Source organism: Parabacteroides sp. PM6-13 (assembly GCF_029892605.1).
Lineage (GTDB): Bacteria > Bacteroidota > Bacteroidia > Bacteroidales > Tannerellaceae > QVMG01.
Window position 1 is genome coordinate 442,497 of the sequence record NZ_JARXWF010000001.1, and the last position, 23,626, is coordinate 466,122.

The window sequence follows — 23,626 nt, forward strand, 5'->3', positions numbered from 1 at the left end:
AGCCCCTTTTTGAGGAGGGGCTTCTTTAATAACGTATATGGCAATGATTTATTTTGCGGGAATGCTCTTTAATGTTTCGAGCAGGTGTTGCCACCAGAGTTCAACCGTCGGTATCAGGATTTTCTCCGCCGGAGAATGTACATCCTGCAGCGTCGGGCCGAAAGAGATCATATCGAGGTAAGGATATTTCTCTAAGAAAAGCCCGCACTCCAGACCGGCATGGATAGCCATGATCTTGGCCTTTTTGCCGAACAGGCGTTCGTAAGAGGCCTCTGCTACTTTCAGGATTTGTGAGTTCGGGTTGGGTGTCCATCCCGGATAGCCGTCGCCCTGGGTCACATCGGCTCCTGCCATTTCAAAACAAGCCTTCACAGTGTTGGCGATGGCGAGCTTGCTGGAGTTGATCGAGCTGCGTTGGCTGGTGCCAATCACGATGGTGTTTCCCTCTTTCATTTTCACAGAGGCGAGGTTAGTAGATGTTTCAACCAATCCTTCGATATCATGGCTCATCGCGATAACGCCATGCGGGCAGGCATGCATGGAGAGAATCACCTTCAGGGTGGTCACGGCATCGATCGCGGTTGCCGGCCGGTCGGCAGACTCCATGGTCAGTTTCACGTTGGGATCGGCATGTTTCAATTCGTTTTCTACATCAGCCGCAAAGGTATTCAACAACACACGCGCCTTTTCTTTGTCGGAAGGCTGGAGGCCTATGACCGCGTTTGCTTCGCGGGCGATGGCATTGCGCAGGTTACCTCCGTCGATCGTAGCCAGTGCGAAAGGCATATCTTCGTCCATCAACAGGTAGAGGTAGCGTACCAATAGTTTGTTGGCATTGCCCAGCCCTTTGTGGATGTCGCCGCCGGAGTGTCCGCCGTTCAATCCGCTGACGGTTATTTTGAAATACAGCATCTCCTCGGGAGCTGCCACCGGTTCGTAGGTGAAGGAAGCCTGTGTGTCTTTGCCACCGGCGCAACCGATAAAGAGTTCGCCTTCGTCTTCGCTGTCTAAGTTCAACAGGATCTCGCCATTCATAAAGCCTTTTTCCAGGGCTTTGGCTCCGGTAAGGCCGGTTTCTTCGTCTACCGTAAAGAGGCATTCGATCGGGCCATGCTCGATATCGTCGGAAGCCAGGATAGCCAGTTCGGCCGCCATACCAATGCCGTTGTCGGCACCGAGGGTGGTTCCGTTGGCACGCAACCAGTCACCGTCGACAACTGTCTCGATCGGGTCGTTATCGAAATCGAATTCTTTATCGCTGTTCTTTTCACAAACCATATCCATATGCGATTGGAGGATCACGGTCGGCAGCTTCTCGTAGCCGGGCGTGGCGGGTTTGAACATCAGGATATTGCCGGCCTCATCTTTTTTGATCAGTACATTGTACTGTTCGGCAAACCCTTCCAGGTATTTGATGATTTTCTCTTCTTTCTTTGAAGGACGCGGTACTTGTGTTACTTCGTGGAAAAACTTCCAAACGATTTCGGGCTTTAAGTCTGTAATTTTCATGTTATATAAATGTGTTAATCTGCACAAAAGCGTGCATACTATTGTTAATAATGCTCGACGATAAGGCCTTGACAACGAAAAAAACTACAATAAATTGTCAAAAAGATACTTTCCAATCAGTTAAACTCTTATATTTGCGTCCACAAATAGAGTGGGTGCCGAGTGCAGAGCTAAACTTAGTGGAACTATGCTATCGCATCTTACCTATGCAAATATACGGAAAATGCTTACAACCTTATTGTTTACGGTTTTAATAATTGTTATTTGTGTGGCACTATTAGCTGTCAAAGTGATAGTGAAAAAGGGGGGCGAGTTCCCTAATACACACGTGGAAGGTAACAAAGCATTAGGGGAGAAGGGGATTTCTTGCGCTAAGACACAACATCGTCAGGCGATGAACCCGCGTAACCTCGAAGAACGTATGAAAAGAATGAAATAATAGAATGATTAAAGTAATATAAATTGAACTCTATGAAGAACGTTAACTATATTATTAACGGAGTGTTGGCGGTAGCCGTGATTATTTTGTTTATCCTGCACTTCGCAGGGGGTAATGGTGTTGCAGAATCGGGAGCTCGCTCCGGTGAATCTGGTGAATCCCTTACAGGTGATCTGCCTATCGCTTACATCAATGTCGATTCATTGCTGCTCAACTACAACTACGCGAAGGATCTGACGGAGTTGCAGATGAAGAGTCATGAAAACGCTCGCTTGAATCTGACTTCCAAGATGCGTGAATTGGAAAAGGAAGCTGCTGAATTCCAACGTAAGGTGGATAATAACGCGTTTCTGACCCGTGACCGTGCCGAGCAGGAATACCAGCGTATTCAAAAGAAGAACCAGGATCTTCAGGAGCAAGAACAGCGTACAGCGATGGAACTGGAAAGCGAACGTCTGCGTATGAGCGAGACATTGCGTGACACCTTGGTGGCTCAGTTGAAGATATTCAATATGGACAAGCGCTATAAAGTGATCTTAAGCAATACCGGTGGTGACAACATCCTGTTGGCTGACGATGTGTATGATATCACAGCGGAAGTGATTGAGCAGATGAATAAGAACTATTCTCCGGGGAAATAAGTAAGATAACAACATACAAAAAAGGCAATCATCTTCGGGTGATTGCCTTTTTTGTATAACGATATCTATTGTTGTTGTTTATTCCTCTTTCTTCTCTTCTTTCCAAACAAAGGCTACATATCCCTGTAATATAGCGGCAATAAGCAGGAGTATGACCCATTCTTTGCGTTGGGAAAACATCATGCCTGAGGCTACGATCATCAGTAATCCGGCAATCATATTGAAGTTGTGCAAGCGCTTGTGGCGGAAATCCATGCCTTTGGGAGACATGGTCAGGTGATAGACCGTCAGCCCGGCGGCACCGAACGCAAACAGATAGGGGGCAAATGCCCATTGGGTGAAGTGCAGTGTGGCTCCGGCTAAAAGCAAAAGAGCCGATAGCATATAAAGTATGTTGCGGATAGGTGATTTCATTTATTTTTCTTTGATGATAAAAACGTCTTCGTTGGGCTTTTTCATGAAGTATTCTTCACGGGCGAAACGCTCCAGCCCCTCCCTGTCGGTTTGCAATGCGTTGAGCTTTTCCCGGTTTTCTTTTATCTCTTCTTGGTATCCCTTTATCTCTTTCTCCAGGCTGCGTATCTTTTCGTCGTACTGATAGCGCATATAGAGGCTACTGTCCCCGGCCGTTAGGGTCAACGCCAGGAATACGATCGCGACCAGCCAGTAGGCATTGATCCACGAGAGATACTTCTGATAAAAATCTTTGAGGCGGCTCATGTTGTTTTCCGACAAAGATAGCAATAAATATTTTTCATTATCTTTGCCTATTCTATAAAAGCGCTATTATATGGATAACTATATTGTTTCGGCAAGGAAATACCGCCCCTCGACCTTTCAAAGCGTAGTAGGGCAGAAAACACTCACGGTTACGCTGAAGAATGCCATTCAGAATAATAAACTGGCTCATGCCTACCTGTTTTGTGGACCGCGTGGGGTCGGAAAGACCTCTTGCGCCCGTATCTTTGCTAAGACAATCAACTGTTTGACTCCTACGGCCGAGGGGGAATCCTGCAATGCCTGCGAATCCTGTCTGGCGTTTAACGAACAGCGCTCTTATAATATTCATGAGCTCGACGCAGCCTCCAACAACTCGGTGGACGACATCCGCTCGTTGATCGAACAGGTGCGTATCCCGCCGGCGATCGGGCGCTACAAAGTGTTTATCATCGATGAGGTGCATATGTTGAGCTCGGCCGCTTTCAATGCTTTCCTGAAGACCTTGGAAGAACCGCCCCATCATGCGTTGTTTATCTTGGCGACTACCGAAAAGCATAAGGTGTTGCCTACGATCCTTTCCCGCTGCCAGGTGTATGACTTTTCCCGTATCACGATAGCTGATATCGTGGAGCATCTGCAGTATGTGACCACGAGCGAGGGGGCGACAGCTGAGCCGGAAGCCTTGAATGTGATAGCGCAAAAAGCCGATGGTGGACTGCGTGATGCCCTGTCGATCTTCGACCAGGTGTTGAGCTTCACCAATGGCAATATCACTTACCAGGCAGTGATCGACAACCTGAACGTATTGGATTATGAGTATTATTTCCGCCTGACCGATTCTATCCTGACGGGTGATGTGCGTAGCGCTATCCTGCTTCTGAATGAGATATTAGGAAAGGGCTTTGAAGGACAAAACATCATCAGCGGGATGGCGAACCATTTCCGCGATCTGTTAGTGTGTAAAGATGAGGCCACCCTGGTGTTGTTTGAGGTGGGAGCCTCGATCCGGCAGCGTTATATCGAGATGGCTCGCCGATGCCCGGATCAGTTCCTTTTCAAAGCAATCGAGTTGGCGAACCAATGCGATCTGAACTACCGGACAAGCCGCAACAAACGGCTTCTCTTGGAACTTACGCTGATTCAACTCTGCCAGTTGATGACTCCTGCCGCACCGGATGCGGAGGATAAAAAAAAAACACTAATTAAACCCATTGAGGTTGTTGCCAAACCGGCGTCCGAACCGGCGTCTTCTCCGGAAACGAAAGCGGTGACTACACAGGTGGCGACAGACGCGCCGCCGGTTATTGCTGTTCCGTCGGTAACGCCTACGCAGGCTCCTGCGGAAAAACTATCTCGCCCCAAGAGCACTTCGATCAAAGGATTGGGCGGAGAAAAATCCGAAGAAAACCATTCACAGACGGAAGCCGCTGTTGTTGAGCAGTCGAATCCTTTCAACGAAGAGGAGTTGTTGAAACACTGGATGGAGTATGCTAATCAGCTGCAGGAGAAGGTATATCTGAAAAATGCCATGATTAACTGTAAGCCGGTATTGGAGGCGAATCATCAGTTTGAGGTAAAGGTGCATAATCAACTGCAACAGGATGAGTTATTGAACGCGGCACTGCCCATCCTCTCTTACCTCCGCCAGATGCTTCGGAATACGCATATCCAGATGCGTGTTAGTATCAGCGAGACAAACGAAAAAAAGCTGGCATACACCTCAACGGAGAAATACCAGCATTTATTAGATGCGAACCCGCTTTTAGGCAAGCTAAGAGACGAGTTTGATTTGCGGATCGATTAATTGCGGCGTGGTCCGCGAGGTTCTTTGGCCAGGATCTCCTGGTACTTTTTGAATTCCTCTGCGGTAAGAATCTTCTTGATGGCTGCGTCGCGTTCTTCGTTCATCTTCGTCATCTTCTCCATCATCGCGTCGCGATCGAAATTGCCACCATCACGCATGGCTTCCATTTCAGTCCGCATTTTTCCCATGAATTCATTTTGGATTGCTTTGAATTTTTCAGCTTTCTCACCCTCCAACTTCAACTCTTTCACGTGGTTCTCTACTCTTTCTTTCATGCGCGCCTGCATGTCCTGTTGTGCTACCATGCCTACGGTGCCCATCACCATCAGCAAACAAATAAATAAAACCTTCTTCATGTGATTCATTTTTTTAATTAAACAATAAGGATTTTCCCACATTGATATATCATGGACGAACGGCGCTTCGTTTGGTTTAAAAGACGGTGAAGATTCTTCTGATAGTTTTCGTACCTTTGCAGTCGTTTCAGCATAAAATGCGTTATAAAAAAGATGAATCGCTACTTTATATACCTGGGCTATAACGGAAAAAATTACTGCGGTTGGCAAAAGCAACCCAACGGGGTGACCGTACAGGAATCGCTGGAGGAGGCGCTGGCTACCTACCTGCGCAAGCCGGTTCCGGTCACAGGAGCCGGGCGTACCGATACAGGCGTACATGCTCGTCGGATGGTGGCTCACTTCGATTGGGAGGAGTCGTTTGACGACCTCGTTCAGCTGGCCGATAAGCTCAACCGCCTGTTGCCCAAAGATATCGGGGTGTATCGTATCGTGCCTGTTACGCCCGAAGCACATGCCCGTTTCGATGCTACCTCGCGCACCTACCGTTATTATGTCACTTTCGAGAAGGATCCGTTTCGCTTCGATTGGCTTTGCCGCATCTATGGCACACTCGATTTTGAGGCGATGAACAAAGCCTGCGAATTGCTTTATACCTATACCGACTTTACCAGTTTCAGCAAATTGCATACCGATGTAAAGACAAATAATTGTCGCATCACCCATGCCGGTTGGGAACAAAAGGAGGGCTTTTGGGTCTTCACCATCACTGCCGACCGCTTCCTGCGCAATATGGTACGTGCGATTGTAGGCACCCTGCTTGAAGTGGGACGAGGCAAACTCACCCTGGATGGTTTCCGCCAGGTGATCGAAGCCAAAGACCGGGGAGCCGCCGGCACCTCCGCTCCCGGACACGCCCTTTTCCTGGAAGACATCACCTACCCATCGGAATTAATTGATAATGGATAATTGATAATGGATAGGTATTCCCAATTGCTCTGCGCCTTCAGCTATCAGCTAAGCGTACGTTGCTTAATCAATTATCAATTATCAATTATCAATTAAATTATGTGGCTCGCCCTTGCTTTCCTTTCCGCTTTCCTGTTGGGTTGTTACGATGTTAACAAGAAGGCATCACTGACGGATAACGCAGTTATTCCGGTCTTGTTTCTGAACATACTTATTAGCAACCTGATATTGCTTCCGTTCATTGTTGTCTCCTACACGACCAACTGGTTGGATGGAACCATGTTCTACCTTCCGCGCGTATCTCTGGAGACACATCTGGCGGTCTTCCTGAAAGCGGTGATCGTGCTCTCGTCCTGGCTATTCGGCTACTTCGGTATCAAGCATCTGCCGCTTACCATTACCGGTCCGATCAAAGCGACCCAGCCGGTCTTGACCCTGATATGCGCCATGCTGATCTTCCAGGAGCGGCTCAATATGTATCAGTGGGTCGGGGTATTGTTGGCCATCGCCTCTTTCTACCTGCTCTCCACCGCCGGAAAGAAAGAGGGAATCCGTTTTGCCCATAATAAATGGATCTTCTTCACGGTGATGTCGGTCATTACCGGATCGATGAGCGGCTTGTACGATAAACACCTGATGAAGACTTTGGATGTGATGACCGTACAGGTCTGGTTTAATGCCTACCAATGTCTGATGATGGTCTTCATTATGCTTTTTCTCTGGTATCCGCGTCGACAGAAAACCACCCCCTTCCGCTGGACATGGCATATCCCTTTGGTTTCGATCTTCCTGTTGTTAGCCGACTGGATCTATTTCTACGCGTTGAGTTTTCCCGATTCAATGATCTCTATCGTCTCTATGATCCGTCGTAGCAACGTATTAGTCACCTTTATCGCCGGCGCCCTCTTCTTCCATGAGAAGAATCTCAAAAACAAAGCCATCGATCTCTTTTTAGTCTTATTAGGAATGATATTCATCTATTTAGGAACCCGATAAAGGTTATTTATTACCTTTGTATCACAATTCATAATAAGTAGTATGCGATTATATATTGTTTCCCTTTTACTCTTTTTATCTTCCATGGGAGTGTATGCCCAGAACATGGCAACGCTCTTCACGGATATGCCCGATTCCTATATCCCGCAGCTGGAAACAGCCTGGCGGAAAGACCTGGTAAATCTCTATCAGACAGAGAAAGAGGCGCGGGTACAAAACCTGATGGGAGGGTTTACGGTATTGAAAGCGCTGACCTCCGACTATATGTTGTTACAGGTTTCGGAGCGGAGTACGGTGGAGATCAAACTCTTCCCTTTGGTAAACAATACCCCTATTATCTGTTTGGTTACAACGGTTTACGGACCTGCTCCCGATAGCCGGGTAGACTTTTACTCGCCCGACTGGAGCCCGTTGGATGCCAACGAATTGTTTACCCCTACGCCGGCTGCCTGGTTTCTGAAGGAAGAGATCGCAGAAGCGGATCAGTTTGCTTATAACGAAGCCTTGTCGCTATTAGATATAGAGCTTATTCACTATCAGTTGCATCCGGACTCGCTGACGCTGACGGCGACCTACGCGACTCCGTTATACCTAAGTCAGGAGGAAAGAGAAAAGGTCATGCCTTTCATCAAAGAAGAACCGAAGGTGTATGCCTGGAAGAAGTTCCACCTGCAATAAGTTTCGACAAACAACTCTACTTACTATAATTATTACTTAATTTCATTATTTTTGTACCGGAAAATGTCAAAATCGAAGTTCTATGTCGTTTGGAATGGAGTGACACCAGGGATCTATGATAACTGGACTACCACGAAATTGCAGATAGAAGGATTCGCCGGAGCGAAATATAAGTCATTCCCCACCCGTGAAGAGGCGGAGGAGGCTTATCAAAACGGCTATTTCGACTACCTGAACCAAAAGGCATCACCCCGTGCGGTCAAGAAGATCCGCCAGGGTTCGGAACCCGACTTGGACAATAAGGAGATCGTATGGAACAGCCTTTCGGTCGATGCCGCCTGTAGCGGTAATCCGGGAAATATGGAATACCGTGGTGTCTATACGGCAACAAAGCAGGAGCTTTTCCACATCGGTCCAATGAAAAAAGGGACAAACAATGTGGGTGAATTTCTGGCGTTGGTGCATGGTTTGGCTCTTTTGCAGCAAAAAAACAGTGATTTACCCATTTATACCGATAGCGTGAATGCTATGAAATGGGTGAAAAATAAAAAAGCAAAAACTCTACTCGAGCGAGTTCCGGAGAATGTGCCACTGTTCGAATTGATTGAACGTGCCGAGAACTGGCTTAAGACCCACACGTATAAAACTCAAATACTTAAATGGAACACAGCGGAATGGGGAGAGATCCCGGCAGACTTCGGGAGGAAATAGACTCTATTCCCCGGGTCAAAATACTTATTCCTGTCTACAAACCTACGTTGTCCGATTATGATCGGGCATCATTCAGTCAGGCCTATTACATATTAGGGAATCATTCCCTGGCTGTGATCAAGCCCGCTTCCCTCGATCTGAAAGCGATCACCGATGAATACCCGCAGGTAGAAATCATCTCTTTCCCGGATCATTATTTTGCCGGCATCGCGGGATACAATCGCTTGATGATGTCCTCCGAATTTTACGGGCATTTTCTGGATATGGACTACCTGTTGATCTATCAATTAGACGCGTATGTGTTCCGGGACGAATTATTGCAATGGTGCCAGAAAGGGTATGATTATGTGGGTGCTCCCTGGTTGAAGAAAAAGATCTACCAACAACCGCCCTTCTCTTGGTGGGTTGATTATCAATGTAAAAAAGAAAAACGAACAGGTGTGCCCTCCAAATACAGCTTGCATAACAAGGTGGGCAATGGCGGCTTTTCTTTGCGTAAGGTGAAAAGCCATTACGATGCCACCGTTCGCTATCGTGACGTTATGGAGGATTTCTTATCGCATCGGATGCATCTTTACAATGAAGATGTGTTTTGGGCGACCCAGGTACCGGAATTCACCTACCCGAATGTATCGGAAGCATTACGCTTTTCTTTTGATAAATACCCCCGGTATAGCTACAAATTAACGAAAAGACAACTGCCTTTCGGTTGCCATGGCTGGTATAAGCGCAAAATGAAGAAATTCTGGCAACCGATTATCGGCTTCTAATTGGCGTCCGGATGGTAAACCGATAGAGGGTTATTCAAATTCAAACGGTATCTCATGCTTCAATGCGAATTGTTTCCAGAAGAGCTTGCGTTGCTTTAATACCCACTGCACGCAGGTCTCTTCATCGGCTCCGCGCCCTTTGGCGTATTCCTTTGCCAATAAAATAAAAACATCCTCTTTGCCCCATAGGCGGGCGAAATTACCACACCCTTTCTGAACAGAGATCGGAGAGCCAAACTCCATCCGGTTGATATCGACCAGGCAAAAGCGGTAGCCGTCGCCCGACTTTTCATACAGAATGTTTCCCGGAGAAAAGTCTTTGTGGAAGATACCCTGTTCATGCAGATAGACGGCAAATTGAGCCAGATCCTTTATAAAGGGCTGAATCTCCATGGCCGGTCTTTGCAAAATATCATACATGGCTTGGTAGCTGGCCAGTTGCTTGCTGATAAAATAGCTGTAATAAAGGACGCCCCGCCGATAGATGGTGATCGTAGCGATGGGTTCCGGGGTGTACACCCCCTTCTCGTGTAAGACAAAACCATATTGATAGGAACGCTTTGCCTTCGAGGGGCGAATACAGGTATAGGCAATCCGGTTAATCAGGTGAGGAACCTGGAAACGCTTGACGTTAATCAGTTCGCCATCCACATCAAATACCTTGATTTCATTGCGCGCCTTATAAATCGTTTCTCCTTCCTTTTCAAAGCGTTCACGCACGGAATGGACAAACGGACTAAGATACTGATACTTGGGATTAATGACTATTTCTGTTCTCATCTTCGCTTAACAATTTATGTTCGATAGCCGCGTAAGCAGTCAAGAAGAAGTGCCCTTCGGCAACCAATTGGCTTATTCGTTGGATATTCTCTTTCATTAGCTGGTAGTCCTCCCGGGTTACGGAGCGGATTACTGACTCCAGTTCCTCCAGGCTGTCGATGCCTATGCCAATATGTTCCTTTTCGATCAACGGATAAATGGCCAGCTTTTTCCAGACAATCATGGGTACGTGGCAACGGATATAGAGAGAAGGCTTATGTGGCGTCGTGATCTGCATATATTCACCGTACACCCCGTCGACCTCTTGGTAGGAATGTCCGTACCAAATCAGGGAAAAGTCACCCTCCGCCGTCGCGATCAACTCGTCTGGACGAACGAATCCTTTCTTTATATACCGGTCGGAAGGCCTCACCATCTCCGCTTCAAAGTCATTGCCGTAGAGCACAAACTGCACGGGAACCTCCTCCACGGCCTTGTCGTAGGCATACAGGAAGCTATGTCTCTTGGGGGTTAACGAACCGGCATGCATTACTTTGTCAAATCGATCGGGCAAAGGCTTCTCCATCGGCTGGGCATCCGAGAGATAATCCCATAATCCCGTCACCTCGATCGGTTGGGTATAGCCGTGTGTTATCAGCCAGTTCTTCTCGGTTTCATTCAGGGCAATAATCCCGTTTGTGCGGGAAAGCCGCCGTTTCTCTTGCTCGATGGTCAGTTTTTTTCGTCGGAAGCATCCCAGGTCATGAATCAGGGTAACGGTTTTCGCCCCCCTCCATTGGGCAAAACGACAGACGAGCGAATAGTATTTCTTGAGCGGATATTGCAATACCAACACATCCCCCCGGCGAAGCGAGAAGAAGGATTTCATCACACTGCAAAACGTGTAGACAAATCCCCATACTTCGTTCGAAGAATAGGATGCGGGCAAACCGACATTCACGAAACCATGCGTCTGCATGATCTTCTCTATATCTGTCTTCGCCTTATTCCCGGCACTATGAATTTCTTTATAGTTTTTAGACAGGTAACACCTTCTCATCTTTTATCTTTATCTTACTTCAATGCTTTATATACCTTTTCAACGATCATTTCCGGCAATAGCTGCGTCATGCAGGCCCAGTCTCCGCGGTGGCAATTCTTCTGTCCGTAAACGGAACAGGGACGACAAGGCAGGTCGACCTGAATCGCATAATCGGGATTCTGCCTGTAGCCATAGAATCCGGCATAGGGATGCGTTGCTCCCCAGATAGAGACGACCTTCGTTCCCACCAACGAGGCGAAGTGCATATTGGCCGAATCCATACAGAGCAACAGGTCTAACTGGCTGATCAAGGCCAACTCGCTATCCAGCGAATATTTCCCTACCACACTTTTCACCCGTGGGTATTGATAGGCCCATTCGCCCAAAACGGCCTCTTCATAGCCCCTTCCTCCAAACAGAAAAAGAGTGATATCTTCTCGTTCAGACAAGGACTGCACCACCTTCTCCATCGATTCAATCGGATAGATCTTCCCCCGGTGCTTGGCAAAAGGGGCAATGCCGATCCAATAGCCTTTCTTCTCTCCAGCAAAATCCCTTATCCGGTTATGATCGATCTCTTTTCCTTCGTATAAGGAAGTAAATGTATCACGGAAGGAAAAGCCTGCTTTTTGAAACGCTTCCGCATAGTCTTCCAGGACCGGTCGCAGGGGAACCATTTCCTTGTATTTGTGACGCGTCAGTTTTCGGCGGCTTCTGCTATTGCGGTTGTAAACAACCACCGGCACCCCTCGTACTCTAAAAAAGGCGCGTATCACCTGCGAGCGGAACACATTGTGCAGGTCGATCACCTTGTCGTAGTTATATTTAACCAATGCCGAGGTGAAGCGAATCAGTCCCGGGATGCTCTTTTCCGATGCTTTGGTGTTGATGCCCAGTACCTGCACATTGGCCGGCTTATTGATGAAGACGGGTAGGAGAAATGTTTGCGTCAGAATCGTAAAGGTGTCATCCGGATAGGCCTTAGCCACCGAATAGACTACAGGAATGGTCATGGCCACATCCCCAATAGAAGAGAGCCGTATGATCAGTATCTTAGCCATTCTTTTTTCCGTATAATACCGGATTCAGAGATGGGTCGTTATACATTTTCATCTGTTTGTACATCTTCATCTGTTTTCGCCCGTTTTCAATATCGTCGATCAGCTGATCGAGCGCAGTCGATAGATCTTCCCGTTGTTCCAACAAGACGTTCAGTTTCCGTTGGCAAAGCGCCTTATGCTCTTCCGAAGCATCCGGCCGAATCGCCTCCTGTTGCATATGATATATTTTCAATACGAGGATAGAGAGGCGGTCGACAGCCCAGGCTGGTGTTTCCGTATTCAGGGTAGCACCGGGCAGAGGGGTTACCTCCTTATAGGTTTCCATCAGGAAACTATCGATCCATTCCACCAGATCCGTACGATCCTGATTGGATTTATCTATTCTGCGTTTGATCTTTAAGGCTTCATCCGGATGAATGGAGGGATTGCGGATAATATCTTCCAGATGCCATTGCACGGCATCGATCCAATGCTTCTGATAAAGAAAAAACTCAAGGGATTGCTCCGGATAAGGATTGGTTACTATTGTATCTACATTGTCTGTCAAGTGATACGTGTCTGTAGCTTGCTCGAACAGACGAAGGCACTTTTCACTCCATTTCATCATAGCTTTATTTTTTTAAGATGTATGCAAATATAATGATAAGAAACCGGATCACACCCTTTTCGGAAAAATGTCTCACCTTTTTTTACATCTTGAGAATTTATTCTCACGGCTTTTTTGAAGCTGAGAAAAAATTCTCACCCGCGTGAGAAAAAATTCTCATGCGGGTGAGAATAAAAAAACAGGGGTGTTAATCTCTTACTCTACATACAACACCAAGCCCTTGAGGTACTCGCCTTCGGGATGGTAGATGTTCACCGGATGGTCGGCGGGTTGGGTGAGTTGATGGAGGATGCGCACGTTGCGACCCGATTGGGCGGCGGCGCTGAATACGGCGAGGCGGAAATTTTCTTTCGTCACCACTTGTGAGCAGGAGAAAGTAAACAGGATACCGCCCGGTTTGATCTTCTCGAAAGCAATGGCGTTGAGCTTGCGGTAGCCCTGCAGGGCATTGCGCAATACGTTCTTATGCTTGGCGAATGCCGGGGGGTCGAGTATAATCAGATCGTATTGATTGTCTATCTTATCCAGGAATTTGAAGGCATCTTCCGCAAAAGCCTGATGGCGCGGATCGCCCGGGAAGTTCAGTTCCACGTTCTTATTGGTCATGGCAATCGCCTTGGCCGAACTGTCGACGGAGTGTACCCGGTTGGCCTCTCCACGCATGGCATAGAAAGAAAATCCTCCCGTGTAGCAGAACATATTCAACACGTCACGTCCCTTCGAATATTGCTCCAACAACGAACGGTTCTCGCGCTGGTCGATAAAGAATCCGGTCTTTTGTCCTTTCAGCCAGTCGACATGGAAAGAAAGGCCGTTCTCCATCGCTGTTTCGTCGGCGTGCCCGCCAATCAAGTAGCCGTCTTCAGACCCCAGGTTAGCTTTGTAAGGCAGGGTCGCCTCCGACTTATAATAAATATTCCGGATCTGATCGCCCATCACTGCCTGAATGGCCTTTGCCACCTGCTCGCGTGCGTAATGCATGCCCACAGAATGAGCCTGCACAACGGCTGTTGAAGCATAGACATCGACAATAAGTCCCGGCAGATTATCGCCCTCGCCGTGGATTAGGCGAAAGGTATTGTTGTTTTCCGCACCCGACAAGCCCAACGCCTGTCGCAGGGTATAAGCCACCTCAATACGGTGTTGCCAGAACGCGTCGTCGATCACGGCCGGCTCAAAAGAGAGTATACGTACCGCGATGCTGCCGATCTGATAGTGTCCGACAGCCAGAAACTGCTTATGGGCACCATACACCTCTACCAGTTCTCCCTCCTCCGGGTTGCCTTCGATCGATTGAATAGCTCCGGAAAATACCCAGGGATGAAAACGCAATAACGACTCCTCCTTTTTGGGTTTAAGGTAGACTTTCTTATAACTCATCGTACGGAATTTAGTTTTTTGTAGATCTTCAGACAGGCCCAGGCATCGAGGGCTGCGTATTTCTGTTGTGGTTCGGTCAGGATCTCCGCGTCCCAGTTGGTCAACCGTTGACCTTTGGAAATCTTTTTACCGAATAAGATGGCATATATTTTTTGCAGGCTGGCCTCTTCGATACCGAACTGGCCTACATAGTTTTGCAGATCCAGAAAACGCATCGGGGTTACTGCCGTACGCTTACGGATCGCTCCGAAGTCATCGCGCAGCGACAAGCCAATCTTCAGGATATCTTCGCTTTTCAGGAAATTCTCTAATGATTTAGGAATACCGATCGTATTCAGACGAAACAGGAAGCAGGCATCTTCAGTCGATATCTGCATCAGGGAAATCATATAACGCTGTCCCTTGCGAAAGCTGGGACGCGTCTCCGTATCGAACCCGACCATATCGAAATGTTGCAGGTAATCCACGGCCTTATCACAATCTTTCTCATTGGTGATCAAGATAATGCGTCCGGTAAATTCCTCAATCTCCAGGGCGGCTATTTCATCTTTCGATATGGTATGTGCATACGGTTCTATCATACTTCTTCAATCGATTCCAAGTTTTCATCCGCGTCGTAACGTACAGCGTGCAATGCTTTGAGCGCGTTCAGTGTCTGCTGTCCCCAATACGAGCGGAAATTCTCGCTGCAACAGGCAATAGCCTCCTGCATCACCTCTTCGATGCCTTGCCGAAAGAGAGAAACAAAGTTTCCCACATCCTGATAGACATCAGCGAGGTTCTCAGAGATAAAAGCTACGATGGGCGTGTCGCTATATTGCATATCCGGATGGAATGTCTCCAGGTAGCTGTCTTTGTCGCCCAACAGACCGGCTATCCGGCTACGTACCGAGTCATACATATCTTCCGTCACAGTCAGTTCCAGATCGATCTCTTCGTTCGATGTCGTCTCCGGCAACAGAGAGGCTTTGAGGTAGAGCAATGGCAATAGCTTAACCGTTTTGTCTACAAACGCCAAACGATCCATCTCCCCGGCTGTCTCCACAAAAGTGCAGTATTCCAGGGCAACAGTCACAAATTCTAATGTATTTCGGTCGTAAATAGGGTTATTTTCCTTCACTGCACATTAACTTTAGCTGATTCTCTCGAGTTTCGATCGCAAAAGTACTAAACTTTTTAGAAAGAAAGCAGCTTCTAAGTAAAGAAACAATAAAAGGGAGAGGCATAAAAAAATCCCTCCCAAAGAATCTTGGGAGGGATTTTCAGATCGTATCCGGTTGAGAGAGGGCGATTAAATAATCGGCTCCAAGCGGGAGATGCTTTTATTTAACTCCTCATCGGTCAGTTCGTAATTGGTAAGGTCGCCGGCGATAAACTGGTCGTAGGCCGCCATATCGATCAAGCCATGTCCGGACAGGTTGAAAAGGATGGTCCGTGGCTTGCCCTCTTCTTTGGCTTGCAACGCCTCCTTGATTGTCGCGGCAATCGCGTGCGAGGACTCCGGCGCGGGAATAATACCTTCTGTGGCAGCAAACAGTTTGGCCGCTTCAAACGTATCAAGCTGTTTGATATCGACCGCTTCCATCAGTCCGTCTTTCATGATTTGGCTCACGATAGATCCGGCGCCGTGGTAGCGTAGTCCTCCGGCATGAATATTGGCAGGCGAGAAGTTATGTCCCAGTGTAAACATCGGCAGGAGCGGGGTATAGCCTGCTTCATCACCAAAGTCATATTGGAACACACCGCGCGTCAGCTTCGGGCAAGAGGCCGGTTCGGCTGCCACGATACGGATGTCTTTTCCTTCGGTCAGCTTATGACGCAGGAAAGGAAACGCGATACCGGAGAAGTTCGATCCGCCGCCAAAGCAACCGATCACCACATCGGGGTATTCCCCGGCCATCTCCATCTGCTTCTCGGCTTCCAGGCCGATCACCGTCTGATGCAGCATTACGTGATTCAACACACTGCCCAAGGTATATTTACAATTCGGGGTCTGCAGAGCCAGTTCGACCGCTTCTGAAATGGCGGTTCCCAAGCTTCCCTGATAATTGGGATTCTCGGTAATAATCTTACGTCCTGCCTTGGTACTCATACTGGGCGAAGCAATCACCTGTGCGCCGAACGTCTGCATAATGGAACGACGATAGGGCTTTTGGTGATAACTGATCTTCACCATATAAACAGCCAGCTCGAGCCCAAAGGCCTTAGCGGCATAAGAGAGTGCTGCCCCCCATTGTCCGGCACCTGTTTCAGTGGTGATATTGGTGACTCCCTGCTTTTTACAGTAATAAGCTTGGGCGATGGCAGAGTTCAATTTATGCGACCCGATCGGGCTTACGCTCTCATTCTTAAAATAGATATGCGCGGGTGTATCGAGCGCCTTCTCCAACGCGTAGGCACGCACCAGTGGCGTAGGGCGATAATTCTTATATAGATCACGCACCTCTTCAGGTATCTCAATCCAGCTATCGGTATAGTTCAATTCCTGTTTGGAGAGCTCCTCTGCAAAAATAGGATAGAGATCTTCCGGCTTTAAAGGTTGTTTGGTTTGAGGACTCAGTGGAAGGAGAGGCTTATTCTCCATATCGGGAATAATATTATACCAGGCAGTTGGTATATCCTTCTCTTCTAACAAAAACTTTTTTCTATTCATAATGCGTAATATCTTATTATTTTATCGAATTTCACCCGAATGTCTTACAAGTTGACAGCAAAGGAACAAATAATATTTCAAATCGCCATACAGTGCATAAAAATATGTACCTTCACGCGCTGATTTATAAAACAATAAATGACCCTATTATGAAACGTTTTTTTGTCTCTTTGTTATGCCTGTTGATTGTGGCTCCTTGCTGGGCACAAAAAGAGGGTTTTAGCTATCGTTTTTACGGATTCGTCCGGGGCGATGTCTTCTATAACAGTCGGGCGAATCTGGCGCCTGTGGATGGCTGTTTTTATGTATATCCGCTCGATATCGCGGAGGATGCCAACGGAGAAGATCTGAATGCAACACCCAATGGTAGCTTCTACAGCTTCACGACCCGCTTAGGGCTCGATATGACAGGGCCTATGTTGGGCAAGGCGAAGTCGTCGGCTAAAATCGAAACCGATTTCGGAGGCTTTTCCTCCAGCGTGACCATGCTGCGCATTCGTCAGGCCTATGTGGCGCTCGATTGGGAAAAGAGCCAGCTATTGGTTGGACAGACATGGCATCCGCTCTCGGGGCTTATGCCGGATGTATTGAATCTATCGTCGGGGGCACCGTTTAATCCGTTCAACCGCAGCCCGATGCTTCGTTTCCAACAGAAGATGAACAAGGTAAAACTGACGGCTGCCACCATCTGGCAGTTGCAATATACTTCTGCCGGCCCTGCGGGAAGCAGTCAGGATTATATCAAAAAAAGCTGTCTGCCGGAGCTTTATCTGGGCGCCGACTATGCCTCCAGGAACTGGTTGGCCGGGATTGGCGGACACCTGATCTCGCTGACGCCTCGCACCGCTTCGACCTATGGGGAGTCTATCTATAAGGTAAGCGAACGTGTTACAGGCCTCACGGCAGTGGCTCACCTGAAGTATACGAATGGCCCTGTCGCGTTTGCCGCAAAAACGATGGTAGGCTCTATGACTGACCACTCCGTTATGTTGGGAGGCTACGGCGTGCATGCCATTGACGCCAAGACCGGAGAGCAGGAGTACACCCCCTTCCGCCACTCCACCTCTTGGGTGAACTTCACCTATGGTACCAAATGGAAAGCAGGTCTCTTTGGCGGATATGCCAAGAATCTGGGAACCACCGAGTCGTTGGTTGACGCTTCGCCCCTCTATGGCAAAGGATTGGATATCGATCAGTTGTTTATGGTCAATCCAAGCATCTCCTACAACGCAGGACCTTGGAGAATAGGCGCGGAATATTGCCTGGCCACTGCCTATTACGGAACCGTAGAGGCGAAAAGCGGAAAGGTGCGCGATACCCATTCGGTAACGAACCACCGCCTCTTGGGGCTTTTGGTTTATTCATTTTGAAGACCTTAATGACCTTAAAGACTTCAAAGTCCTTAAGGTCTTTACTATAAAAACACAAAACAATAAAAAACGCAAAACAATGCAATTATCAATCGATCAAAAAGACATTGACAAGTTCCTTATGATTGGAGATAAGGTACTGATTAAGCCTAAAAACCCACAAACGCACACCAAGTCGGGGCTTTATCTGCCACCATCGGTGCAGGAGGGAGAACGTATTCAGGCAGGTTACATCATCAAGACAGGTCCGGGATATCCCCTACCCTCACAGGTAGAAGAGCACGAGGTCTGGAAAAAGAAAGAAGAGGAGGTGCATTATCTGCCACTGCAGGCGCACGAAGGTGATCTGGCTGTCTATCTGCAGAATGCCGCTTATGAGATAATTTTCAACGAGGAGAAGTATCTGATCGTTCCGCATTCCGCTATTTTGATGCTTATCCGGGATGAAGAGTTGTTCAAATAAACGCCGTTTTGCGATCAAAACATTTCAGAATCAAGTTTTTTAATATATTTTTGCAACCGAAAAGCAAAACAAACTATCAATCAGTATATTTAATGAACAAAATCGTAAGTAAAGAGCAATTCTCTGCTAACGTGGTCAAACTCGAAGTAGAAGCGCCCATGATTGCTCGCTCTCGCAAAGCCGGCCATTTTGTAATCGTAAAAGTAGGAGAAAAAGGTGAACGCATCCCGTTGACCATTGCCGGTGCCGACAAGGAAAAGGGTACGATCACCCTGGTGATCCAACAGGTAGGCAAATCCTCTCAAAAGATTTGTGCCTTGAATGTAGGCGATGAGATAACAGACCTGGTTGGTCCGCTCGGACAGGCTACCCACGTTGAAAAGGTAGGAACAGTGGTTTGTGCCGGCGGTGGAGTCGGTGTAGCGCCCCTATTGCCCATCGTAGAGGCTTTCCATAAAGCTGGCAACCGGGTGATTGTCGTATTGGCTGCCCGTACCAAAGACCTGATCATCCTGGAAGAACAGATGAAAGCTAACTCGGACGAAGTGATTATCATGACCGACGACGGTTCATATGGTACCAAGGGACTGGTGACCGACGGAGTAGAAAGCGTGATCAAACGCGAAAAGGTAGACCTTTGCGTAACGATCGGCCCGGCCATTATGATGAAGTTTGTTGCTGCACTCACCAAGAAATATGAGATCCCCACCGTCTCTTCCCTGAACACCATCATGGTAGACGGAACCGGTATGTGTGGCGCCTGCCGCGTAACCGTTGGAGGCAAAACGAAATTCGTTTGCGTGGACGGCCCTGAATTCGACGCTCATCAGGTAGATTTTGATGAGATGATTATGCGTTTGGGAGCGTATAGAGAGCAGGAGAAAAAATGATAATCGATAATTGATACTTGAAATTAATGGACAATATAATTACCGCTCGCCGCAACGAACCTTGGAGAGAAGAACTGCGTAAGAGCAAGAAAAATAAAGAACGCGCGGATATTCCCCGCGTACACATGAACGAACTCGATCCGGCATACCGCAGCCGGGTGCGTAACGAAGAGGTAAACCTGGGGCTTACCGCCGAACAGGCGATGCAGGAGGCCGGGCGTTGCCTCGACTGTGCCAACCCGACCTGTATGCAGGGTTGCCCCGTCAACATCAATATCCCTACCTTTATTAAATATATGGAGAAAGGGGATTTTCTGTCGGCTGCCAAAACACTGAAAGAAACCAGTGCGCTTCCGGCTGTCTGCGGCCGTGTGTGTCCGCAGGAAAAACAGTGCGAAGCACAATGCATCCACCTGAAAATGAACAAAGAGGCGGTAGCCATCGGTTACCTGGAACGCTTTGCCGCTGATTATGAACGCGAAAGCGGACAGATATCCGTTCCGGAAATTGCTCCGGCTAACGGAATCAAAATCGCCGTTGTCGGCTCAGGCCCTGCCGGACTGTCGTTTGCCGGTGATATGGTAAAATTGGGATACGACGTGACCGTATTCGAAGCCTTGCACGAGATTGGCGGCGTATTGAAATATGGTATTCCCGAATTCCGTCTACCCAACAGCATTGTGGATGTGGAGATCAACGGACTACGCCAGATGGGAGTGAAATTTATCAATAACTGTATTGTAGGCAAAACAATCAGCTACGAAGATCTGCACGAAGAGGGATTCAAAGGCATCTTCGTGGCCAGCGGAGCGGGCTTGCCTAACTTTATGAATATCCCGGGTGAGAACCTGGTGGGCGTGATGTCTTCGAACGAATACCTCACCCGCGTGAACCTGATGGATGCTGCCAACCCCGAAAGCGATACCCCGGTATTGATGGGCAAACATGTGGCGGTGATCGGTGGTGGAAACACCGCTATGGACTCGGTGCGCACCGCCCGCCGTTTGGGAGCCGAGCGCTCGATGATCATCTATCGTCGTAGCGAAGAAGAGATGCCCGCGCGCCTGGAAGAGGTGAAACATGCCAAAGAAGAGGGGATCGAATTCATGACCCTGCATAACCCGATCGAATATATCGGAAACGAATCAGGACGGGTCACACAAATGCGCCTGCAAAAGATGGAACTGGGCGAGCCGGATGCCTCCGGACGTCGTCGACCCGTGCCTATCGAAGGAGCGATCGAAACCATCGATGTGGATGAGGTGATCGTCAGCGTAGGCGTATCTCCCAACCCGCTTATTCCAAGCGCATTCAGCGGACTGGAGGTAAGCAAATGGGGCACGATCATCGTCGATCAGGAAACCATGCAATCGGCTCTGCCCGATGTGTATGCCGGAGGAGATATCGTACGCGGAGGAGCCACTGTTATCTTGGCCATGGGCGACGGACGCAAAGCGGCTGCCGCTATGCATGCCCGATTGCAACAGCCATAAAAAGCAATTAGATACTTATAAACAAAGCGCATCGGCAAACCTGCCGATGCGCTTTTGTTTATAAGTCAGGTAGTCAGAGTAGTCAGAGTAGTTAGAGTAGTCAAGTAGTCAGGGTAGATCTTAGCTATCTGCCAAAAAAGCAAAGTGTAAGCAAAAAGTGTGTTTTGTATTACAATATGATACGTTAAAAAGTGTTACCCCTGCGGGTAAATCAAAATACCCCGCCGTTTTCGGAAAATTTCTCCGGCGATTTTGACAATTTGTCAATCTTCAGATTTTGGAAAATGTGAAGGTTTTGAAGCCCGAAAGGGCTTCGACGTGGATAACCCCGATGCCAGCCGAAGGCGCAGCTCGGGGGACGAGAGTATAATAAAAAACGAGCTCCGTAGGAGCTCTACAGTAGACCTCCTACGGAGCTCATTATACACATATATTACGTCTACCCCGAGCCGCGCCTGACGGCTTGCATCGGGGTTATCCACGTCGAAGCCCTTCCGGGCTTGCTGAATTATTCGGATTTTGGAAAAGGGGAAGGTTTTGAAGCCCTTCCGGGCTTGCTGGATTATTCGGATTTTGCAAGAATGGAGGGGTAGGAGAATAAATGCCTGATCCTACTCACCTTCATCATGACACTACCTGAAGTTAATTAGGCATTTGCCGGATGAAGCGATCAAGAGAATAGGCCAGTATAAAAGCGAAAAATGACAAAAAGGCTGTAAAGGATTGTTATTTTTCGCTTTCATTATTGTTGGAGTATGGATTATCATCTTATCTTTGTTTCTTTGTAACCACTTAGTGTTTGCGCAAACATCATTAACAAATAAAATAGTAATACCATGAATTCAAACGAAAATTCCCGCCGTCATTTCCTAAAACAGGCAATTGCCCTGTCGGCGGCTACGGCTATTCCAACCGTATGGACTTCGGCTAAAGCCTCTCCGGTAGCCGGGGCTGCACGCGTCAGTGCCAACGAGAAAGTCAACCTGGCATTGATCGGCATCGGTAACCGAGGCGGTGAGATCGCCAAAGATTTGTATAAGACCGGTTTATGTAATATCGTTGCCCTGTGTGACGTCGATATGGGTGCCCGTCAGACAAAGCAGATCGCGGAGATGTTTCCGAATGCTCCGCGTTTCCAGGACTACCGCAAGATGTTCGACAAGATGGGCAATCAGATCGATGCCGTGTCGATTGGCACACCCGACCATTCGCATTTCCCCATCACCATGGAGGCGATGCGGCGCGGCAAGCATGTTTATGTGGAGAAACCCATGGCGCGTACCTTCTATGAATGTGAACTGATGATGGCTGCCGAAAAGAAATATGGCGTGGTGACTCAAATGGGTAACCAGGGACATTCCGAAGCCAACTATTTCCAGTTCAAAGCCTGGAAAGAAGCAGGTATCATCAAGGATGTGACCGCCGTAACGGCTCATATGAACAACGCCCGTCGTTGGCACGGGTTCGATCCGAAAATGACCGCTTACCCCACAGCTGAAGCCATCCCTTCTACCTTAGACTGGGACACTTGGTTGGGCGTGACACAATATCATGATTTCAACGCGAATGCCTATCATAACGGACAATGGCGTTGCTGGTACGACTTCGGCATGGGTGCCTTGGGCGACTGGGGAGCGCATATTCTGGATACGATCCATGAATTCCTGGATCTGGGATTGCCGACAGAGATCGATCCGATCTACCTGAAGGATCACAATCCGTTCTTCTATCCGATGTCTTCTACATTATTGTTCAAATTCCCGGAACGTCCGGGTATGCCTGCCGTAGATATCACCTGGTATGACGGATTGGATAATATCCCGGCTGTACCCGATGGATACGGGGTATCGGAGATCGACCCGAACATTCCGCCCGTAGCAGGTGGGAAAATACAACCGGCTAAACTGAATCCGGGAAAAGAGATCTACTCAAAAGAGTTGACTTTCAAGGGAGGTTCACATGGTAGCACCCTTTCGATCATTCCTGAAGAGAAAGCGAAAGAGATGGCGTCGCGTCTGCCGGAAGTACCCAAAAGCCCGTCGAACCACTTTGCCAACTTCCTGTTGAGCTGTATGGGTAAAGAGAAACCGCGTTCACCGTTCTCCATTGCAGGACCGTTGAGCCAGGTGTTCTGCCTCGGCGTATTAGCCCAGTGGACAGGCAAGAAATTGATTTTCGACCGCGAAAAGAAACAGATCACCAACGATCCGATCGCTAACCAACTGCTCTACGCAGCGGTACCACGACAGGGGTGGGAGGAATATTATAAGTGATCAGTGGTTAGTGATTAGTGATTAGTGATTAATCATTACTAAACACTGACCACTAAACACTGATCACTAAACACTAAAAAAAATCGGCTGCTCGATGTGAGC

Annotated in this window: 25 protein-coding genes; 13 read left to right on the top strand and 12 right to left on the bottom strand. The window is 48.1% G+C overall.

Annotated features, from left to right (window positions below):
• Positions 1-48: 48 nt before the first annotated feature.
• Positions 49-1,509 carry an aminoacyl-histidine dipeptidase gene (locus M2134_RS01700; RefSeq protein WP_280758114.1) on the bottom strand — a complete coding sequence of 487 codons (1,461 nt, stop codon included), beginning with the start codon at positions 1,507-1,509 and terminating at the stop codon, positions 49-51.
• A 223-nt stretch (positions 1,510-1,732) separates the two neighbouring features.
• On the opposite strand from M2134_RS01700, the gene M2134_RS01705 reads away from it, so the two are divergent.
• Positions 1,733-1,948 (top strand): hypothetical protein, encoded by a 216-nt coding sequence (locus tag M2134_RS01705; protein ID WP_280749671.1) that lies wholly within the window; start codon positions 1,733-1,735, stop codon positions 1,946-1,948.
• A 32-nt stretch (positions 1,949-1,980) separates the two neighbouring features.
• Positions 1,981-2,589 (top strand): OmpH family outer membrane protein, encoded by a 609-nt coding sequence (locus M2134_RS01710; RefSeq protein WP_280749672.1) that lies wholly within the window; start codon positions 1,981-1,983, stop codon positions 2,587-2,589.
• A 78-nt stretch (positions 2,590-2,667) separates the two neighbouring features.
• Here M2134_RS01710 and M2134_RS01715 read toward each other — a convergent pair whose 3' ends face one another.
• The gene (locus M2134_RS01715; RefSeq protein WP_280749673.1) at positions 2,668-3,003 is read right to left on the bottom strand and encodes a hypothetical protein; all 336 of its coding nucleotides are present in this window, start codon (positions 3,001-3,003) and stop codon (positions 2,668-2,670) included.
• Positions 3,004-3,309: a septum formation initiator family protein gene (locus M2134_RS01720; protein ID WP_280749674.1), complete on the bottom strand. Its 306-nt coding sequence runs from the start codon at positions 3,307-3,309 to the stop codon at positions 3,004-3,006.
• 70 nt (positions 3,310-3,379) lie between these two features.
• Here M2134_RS01720 and M2134_RS01725 point away from each other — a divergent pair, with 70 nt between their 5' ends.
• Positions 3,380-5,113 (top strand): DNA polymerase III subunit gamma/tau, encoded by a 1,734-nt coding sequence (locus M2134_RS01725; RefSeq protein WP_280749675.1) that lies wholly within the window; start codon positions 3,380-3,382, stop codon positions 5,111-5,113.
• Here the strand turns inward: M2134_RS01725 and M2134_RS01730 are convergent.
• Positions 5,110-5,469, bottom strand: coding sequence for a hypothetical protein (locus M2134_RS01730; protein ID WP_280749676.1), 360 nt, complete (start codon positions 5,467-5,469; stop codon positions 5,110-5,112). The genes M2134_RS01725 and M2134_RS01730 overlap by 4 nt on opposite strands.
• A gap of 153 nt (positions 5,470-5,622) precedes the next feature.
• Between M2134_RS01730 and truA the strand changes: the two genes are divergently transcribed.
• The 5 genes from truA to M2134_RS01755 all read left to right on the top strand — a co-directional run bounded on the left by truA (position 5,623) and on the right by M2134_RS01755 (position 9,533).
• Positions 5,623-6,378 carry a tRNA pseudouridine(38-40) synthase TruA gene (gene truA / locus M2134_RS01735; RefSeq protein WP_280749677.1) on the top strand — a complete coding sequence of 252 codons (756 nt, stop codon included), beginning with the start codon at positions 5,623-5,625 and terminating at the stop codon, positions 6,376-6,378.
• Positions 6,379-6,477: 99 nt separating this feature from the next.
• Positions 6,478-7,374, top strand: a complete 897-nt coding sequence (locus tag M2134_RS01740; RefSeq protein ID WP_280749678.1) for a DMT family transporter — start codon at positions 6,478-6,480, stop codon at positions 7,372-7,374.
• A 42-nt stretch (positions 7,375-7,416) separates the two neighbouring features.
• The gene (locus M2134_RS01745; RefSeq protein WP_280749679.1) at positions 7,417-8,052 is read left to right on the top strand and encodes a DUF3256 family protein; all 636 of its coding nucleotides are present in this window, start codon (positions 7,417-7,419) and stop codon (positions 8,050-8,052) included.
• A gap of 63 nt (positions 8,053-8,115) precedes the next feature.
• Entirely contained in the window at positions 8,116-8,763 is a 648-nt protein-coding gene (locus tag M2134_RS01750; protein ID WP_280749680.1) for a ribonuclease H family protein, read from the top strand.
• A complete protein-coding gene (locus M2134_RS01755; protein WP_280749681.1) occupies positions 8,712-9,533 on the top strand; it encodes a DUF5672 family protein in 822 nt (273 codons plus the stop codon). Before M2134_RS01750 ends, M2134_RS01755 begins: the two co-directional genes overlap by 52 nt.
• A 30-nt stretch (positions 9,534-9,563) precedes the next feature.
• Here the strand turns inward: M2134_RS01755 and M2134_RS01760 are convergent, their stop codons facing one another.
• The 8 genes from M2134_RS01760 to M2134_RS01795 all read right to left on the bottom strand — a co-directional run bounded on the left by M2134_RS01760 (position 9,564) and on the right by M2134_RS01795 (position 17,035).
• Positions 9,564-10,313 carry a lipopolysaccharide kinase InaA family protein gene (locus M2134_RS01760; protein WP_280749682.1) on the bottom strand — a complete coding sequence of 250 codons (750 nt, stop codon included), beginning with the start codon at positions 10,311-10,313 and terminating at the stop codon, positions 9,564-9,566.
• Positions 10,291-11,352 (bottom strand): galactofuranosyltransferase, encoded by a 1,062-nt coding sequence (locus M2134_RS01765; RefSeq protein WP_280749683.1) that lies wholly within the window; start codon positions 11,350-11,352, stop codon positions 10,291-10,293. The genes M2134_RS01760 and M2134_RS01765 overlap by 23 nt, the downstream gene beginning before the upstream one ends.
• A gap of 14 nt (positions 11,353-11,366) precedes the next feature.
• The gene (locus tag M2134_RS01770) at positions 11,367-12,395 is read right to left on the bottom strand and encodes a glycosyltransferase family 9 protein (protein WP_280749684.1); all 1,029 of its coding nucleotides are present in this window, start codon (positions 12,393-12,395) and stop codon (positions 11,367-11,369) included.
• Positions 12,388-12,999, bottom strand: a complete 612-nt coding sequence (locus M2134_RS01775; RefSeq protein WP_280749731.1) for a DUF4254 domain-containing protein — start codon at positions 12,997-12,999, stop codon at positions 12,388-12,390. Before M2134_RS01775 ends, M2134_RS01770 begins: the two co-directional genes overlap by 8 nt.
• Positions 13,000-13,197: 198 nt before the next feature.
• A complete protein-coding gene (locus M2134_RS01780) occupies positions 13,198-14,382 on the bottom strand; it encodes a class I SAM-dependent rRNA methyltransferase (RefSeq protein WP_280749685.1) in 1,185 nt (394 codons plus the stop codon).
• The gene (locus tag M2134_RS01785) at positions 14,379-14,963 is read right to left on the bottom strand and encodes a 3'-5' exonuclease (RefSeq protein WP_280749686.1); all 585 of its coding nucleotides are present in this window, start codon (positions 14,961-14,963) and stop codon (positions 14,379-14,381) included. Before M2134_RS01785 ends, M2134_RS01780 begins: the two co-directional genes overlap by 4 nt.
• Entirely contained in the window at positions 14,960-15,502 is a 543-nt protein-coding gene (locus M2134_RS01790) for a DUF5063 domain-containing protein (protein WP_280749687.1), read from the bottom strand. The genes M2134_RS01785 and M2134_RS01790 overlap by 4 nt, the downstream gene beginning before the upstream one ends.
• Positions 15,503-15,673: 171 nt before the next feature.
• Positions 15,674-17,035 (bottom strand): TrpB-like pyridoxal phosphate-dependent enzyme, encoded by a 1,362-nt coding sequence (locus M2134_RS01795; RefSeq protein ID WP_280749688.1) that lies wholly within the window; start codon positions 17,033-17,035, stop codon positions 15,674-15,676.
• A gap of 149 nt (positions 17,036-17,184) precedes the next feature.
• Here M2134_RS01795 and M2134_RS01800 point away from each other — a divergent pair, with 149 nt between their 5' ends.
• From M2134_RS01800 to M2134_RS01820, 5 genes are all read left to right on the top strand, one after another.
• Entirely contained in the window at positions 17,185-18,405 is a 1,221-nt protein-coding gene (locus M2134_RS01800; protein ID WP_280749689.1) for a hypothetical protein, read from the top strand.
• Between the two features lie 79 nt (positions 18,406-18,484).
• Positions 18,485-18,868 (top strand): co-chaperone GroES family protein, encoded by a 384-nt coding sequence (locus M2134_RS01805; RefSeq protein WP_280749690.1) that lies wholly within the window; start codon positions 18,485-18,487, stop codon positions 18,866-18,868.
• Positions 18,869-18,960: 92 nt separating this feature from the next.
• Positions 18,961-19,758, top strand: a complete 798-nt coding sequence (locus tag M2134_RS01810) for a sulfide/dihydroorotate dehydrogenase-like FAD/NAD-binding protein (RefSeq protein WP_280749691.1) — start codon at positions 18,961-18,963, stop codon at positions 19,756-19,758.
• A gap of 26 nt (positions 19,759-19,784) precedes the next feature.
• Positions 19,785-21,251: an NADPH-dependent glutamate synthase gene (gene gltA / locus M2134_RS01815; protein WP_280749692.1), complete on the top strand. Its 1,467-nt coding sequence runs from the start codon at positions 19,785-19,787 to the stop codon at positions 21,249-21,251.
• Between the two features lie 836 nt (positions 21,252-22,087).
• Entirely contained in the window at positions 22,088-23,524 is a 1,437-nt protein-coding gene (locus tag M2134_RS01820) for a Gfo/Idh/MocA family oxidoreductase (RefSeq protein ID WP_280749693.1), read from the top strand.
• Positions 23,525-23,626: the final 102 nt, after the last annotated feature.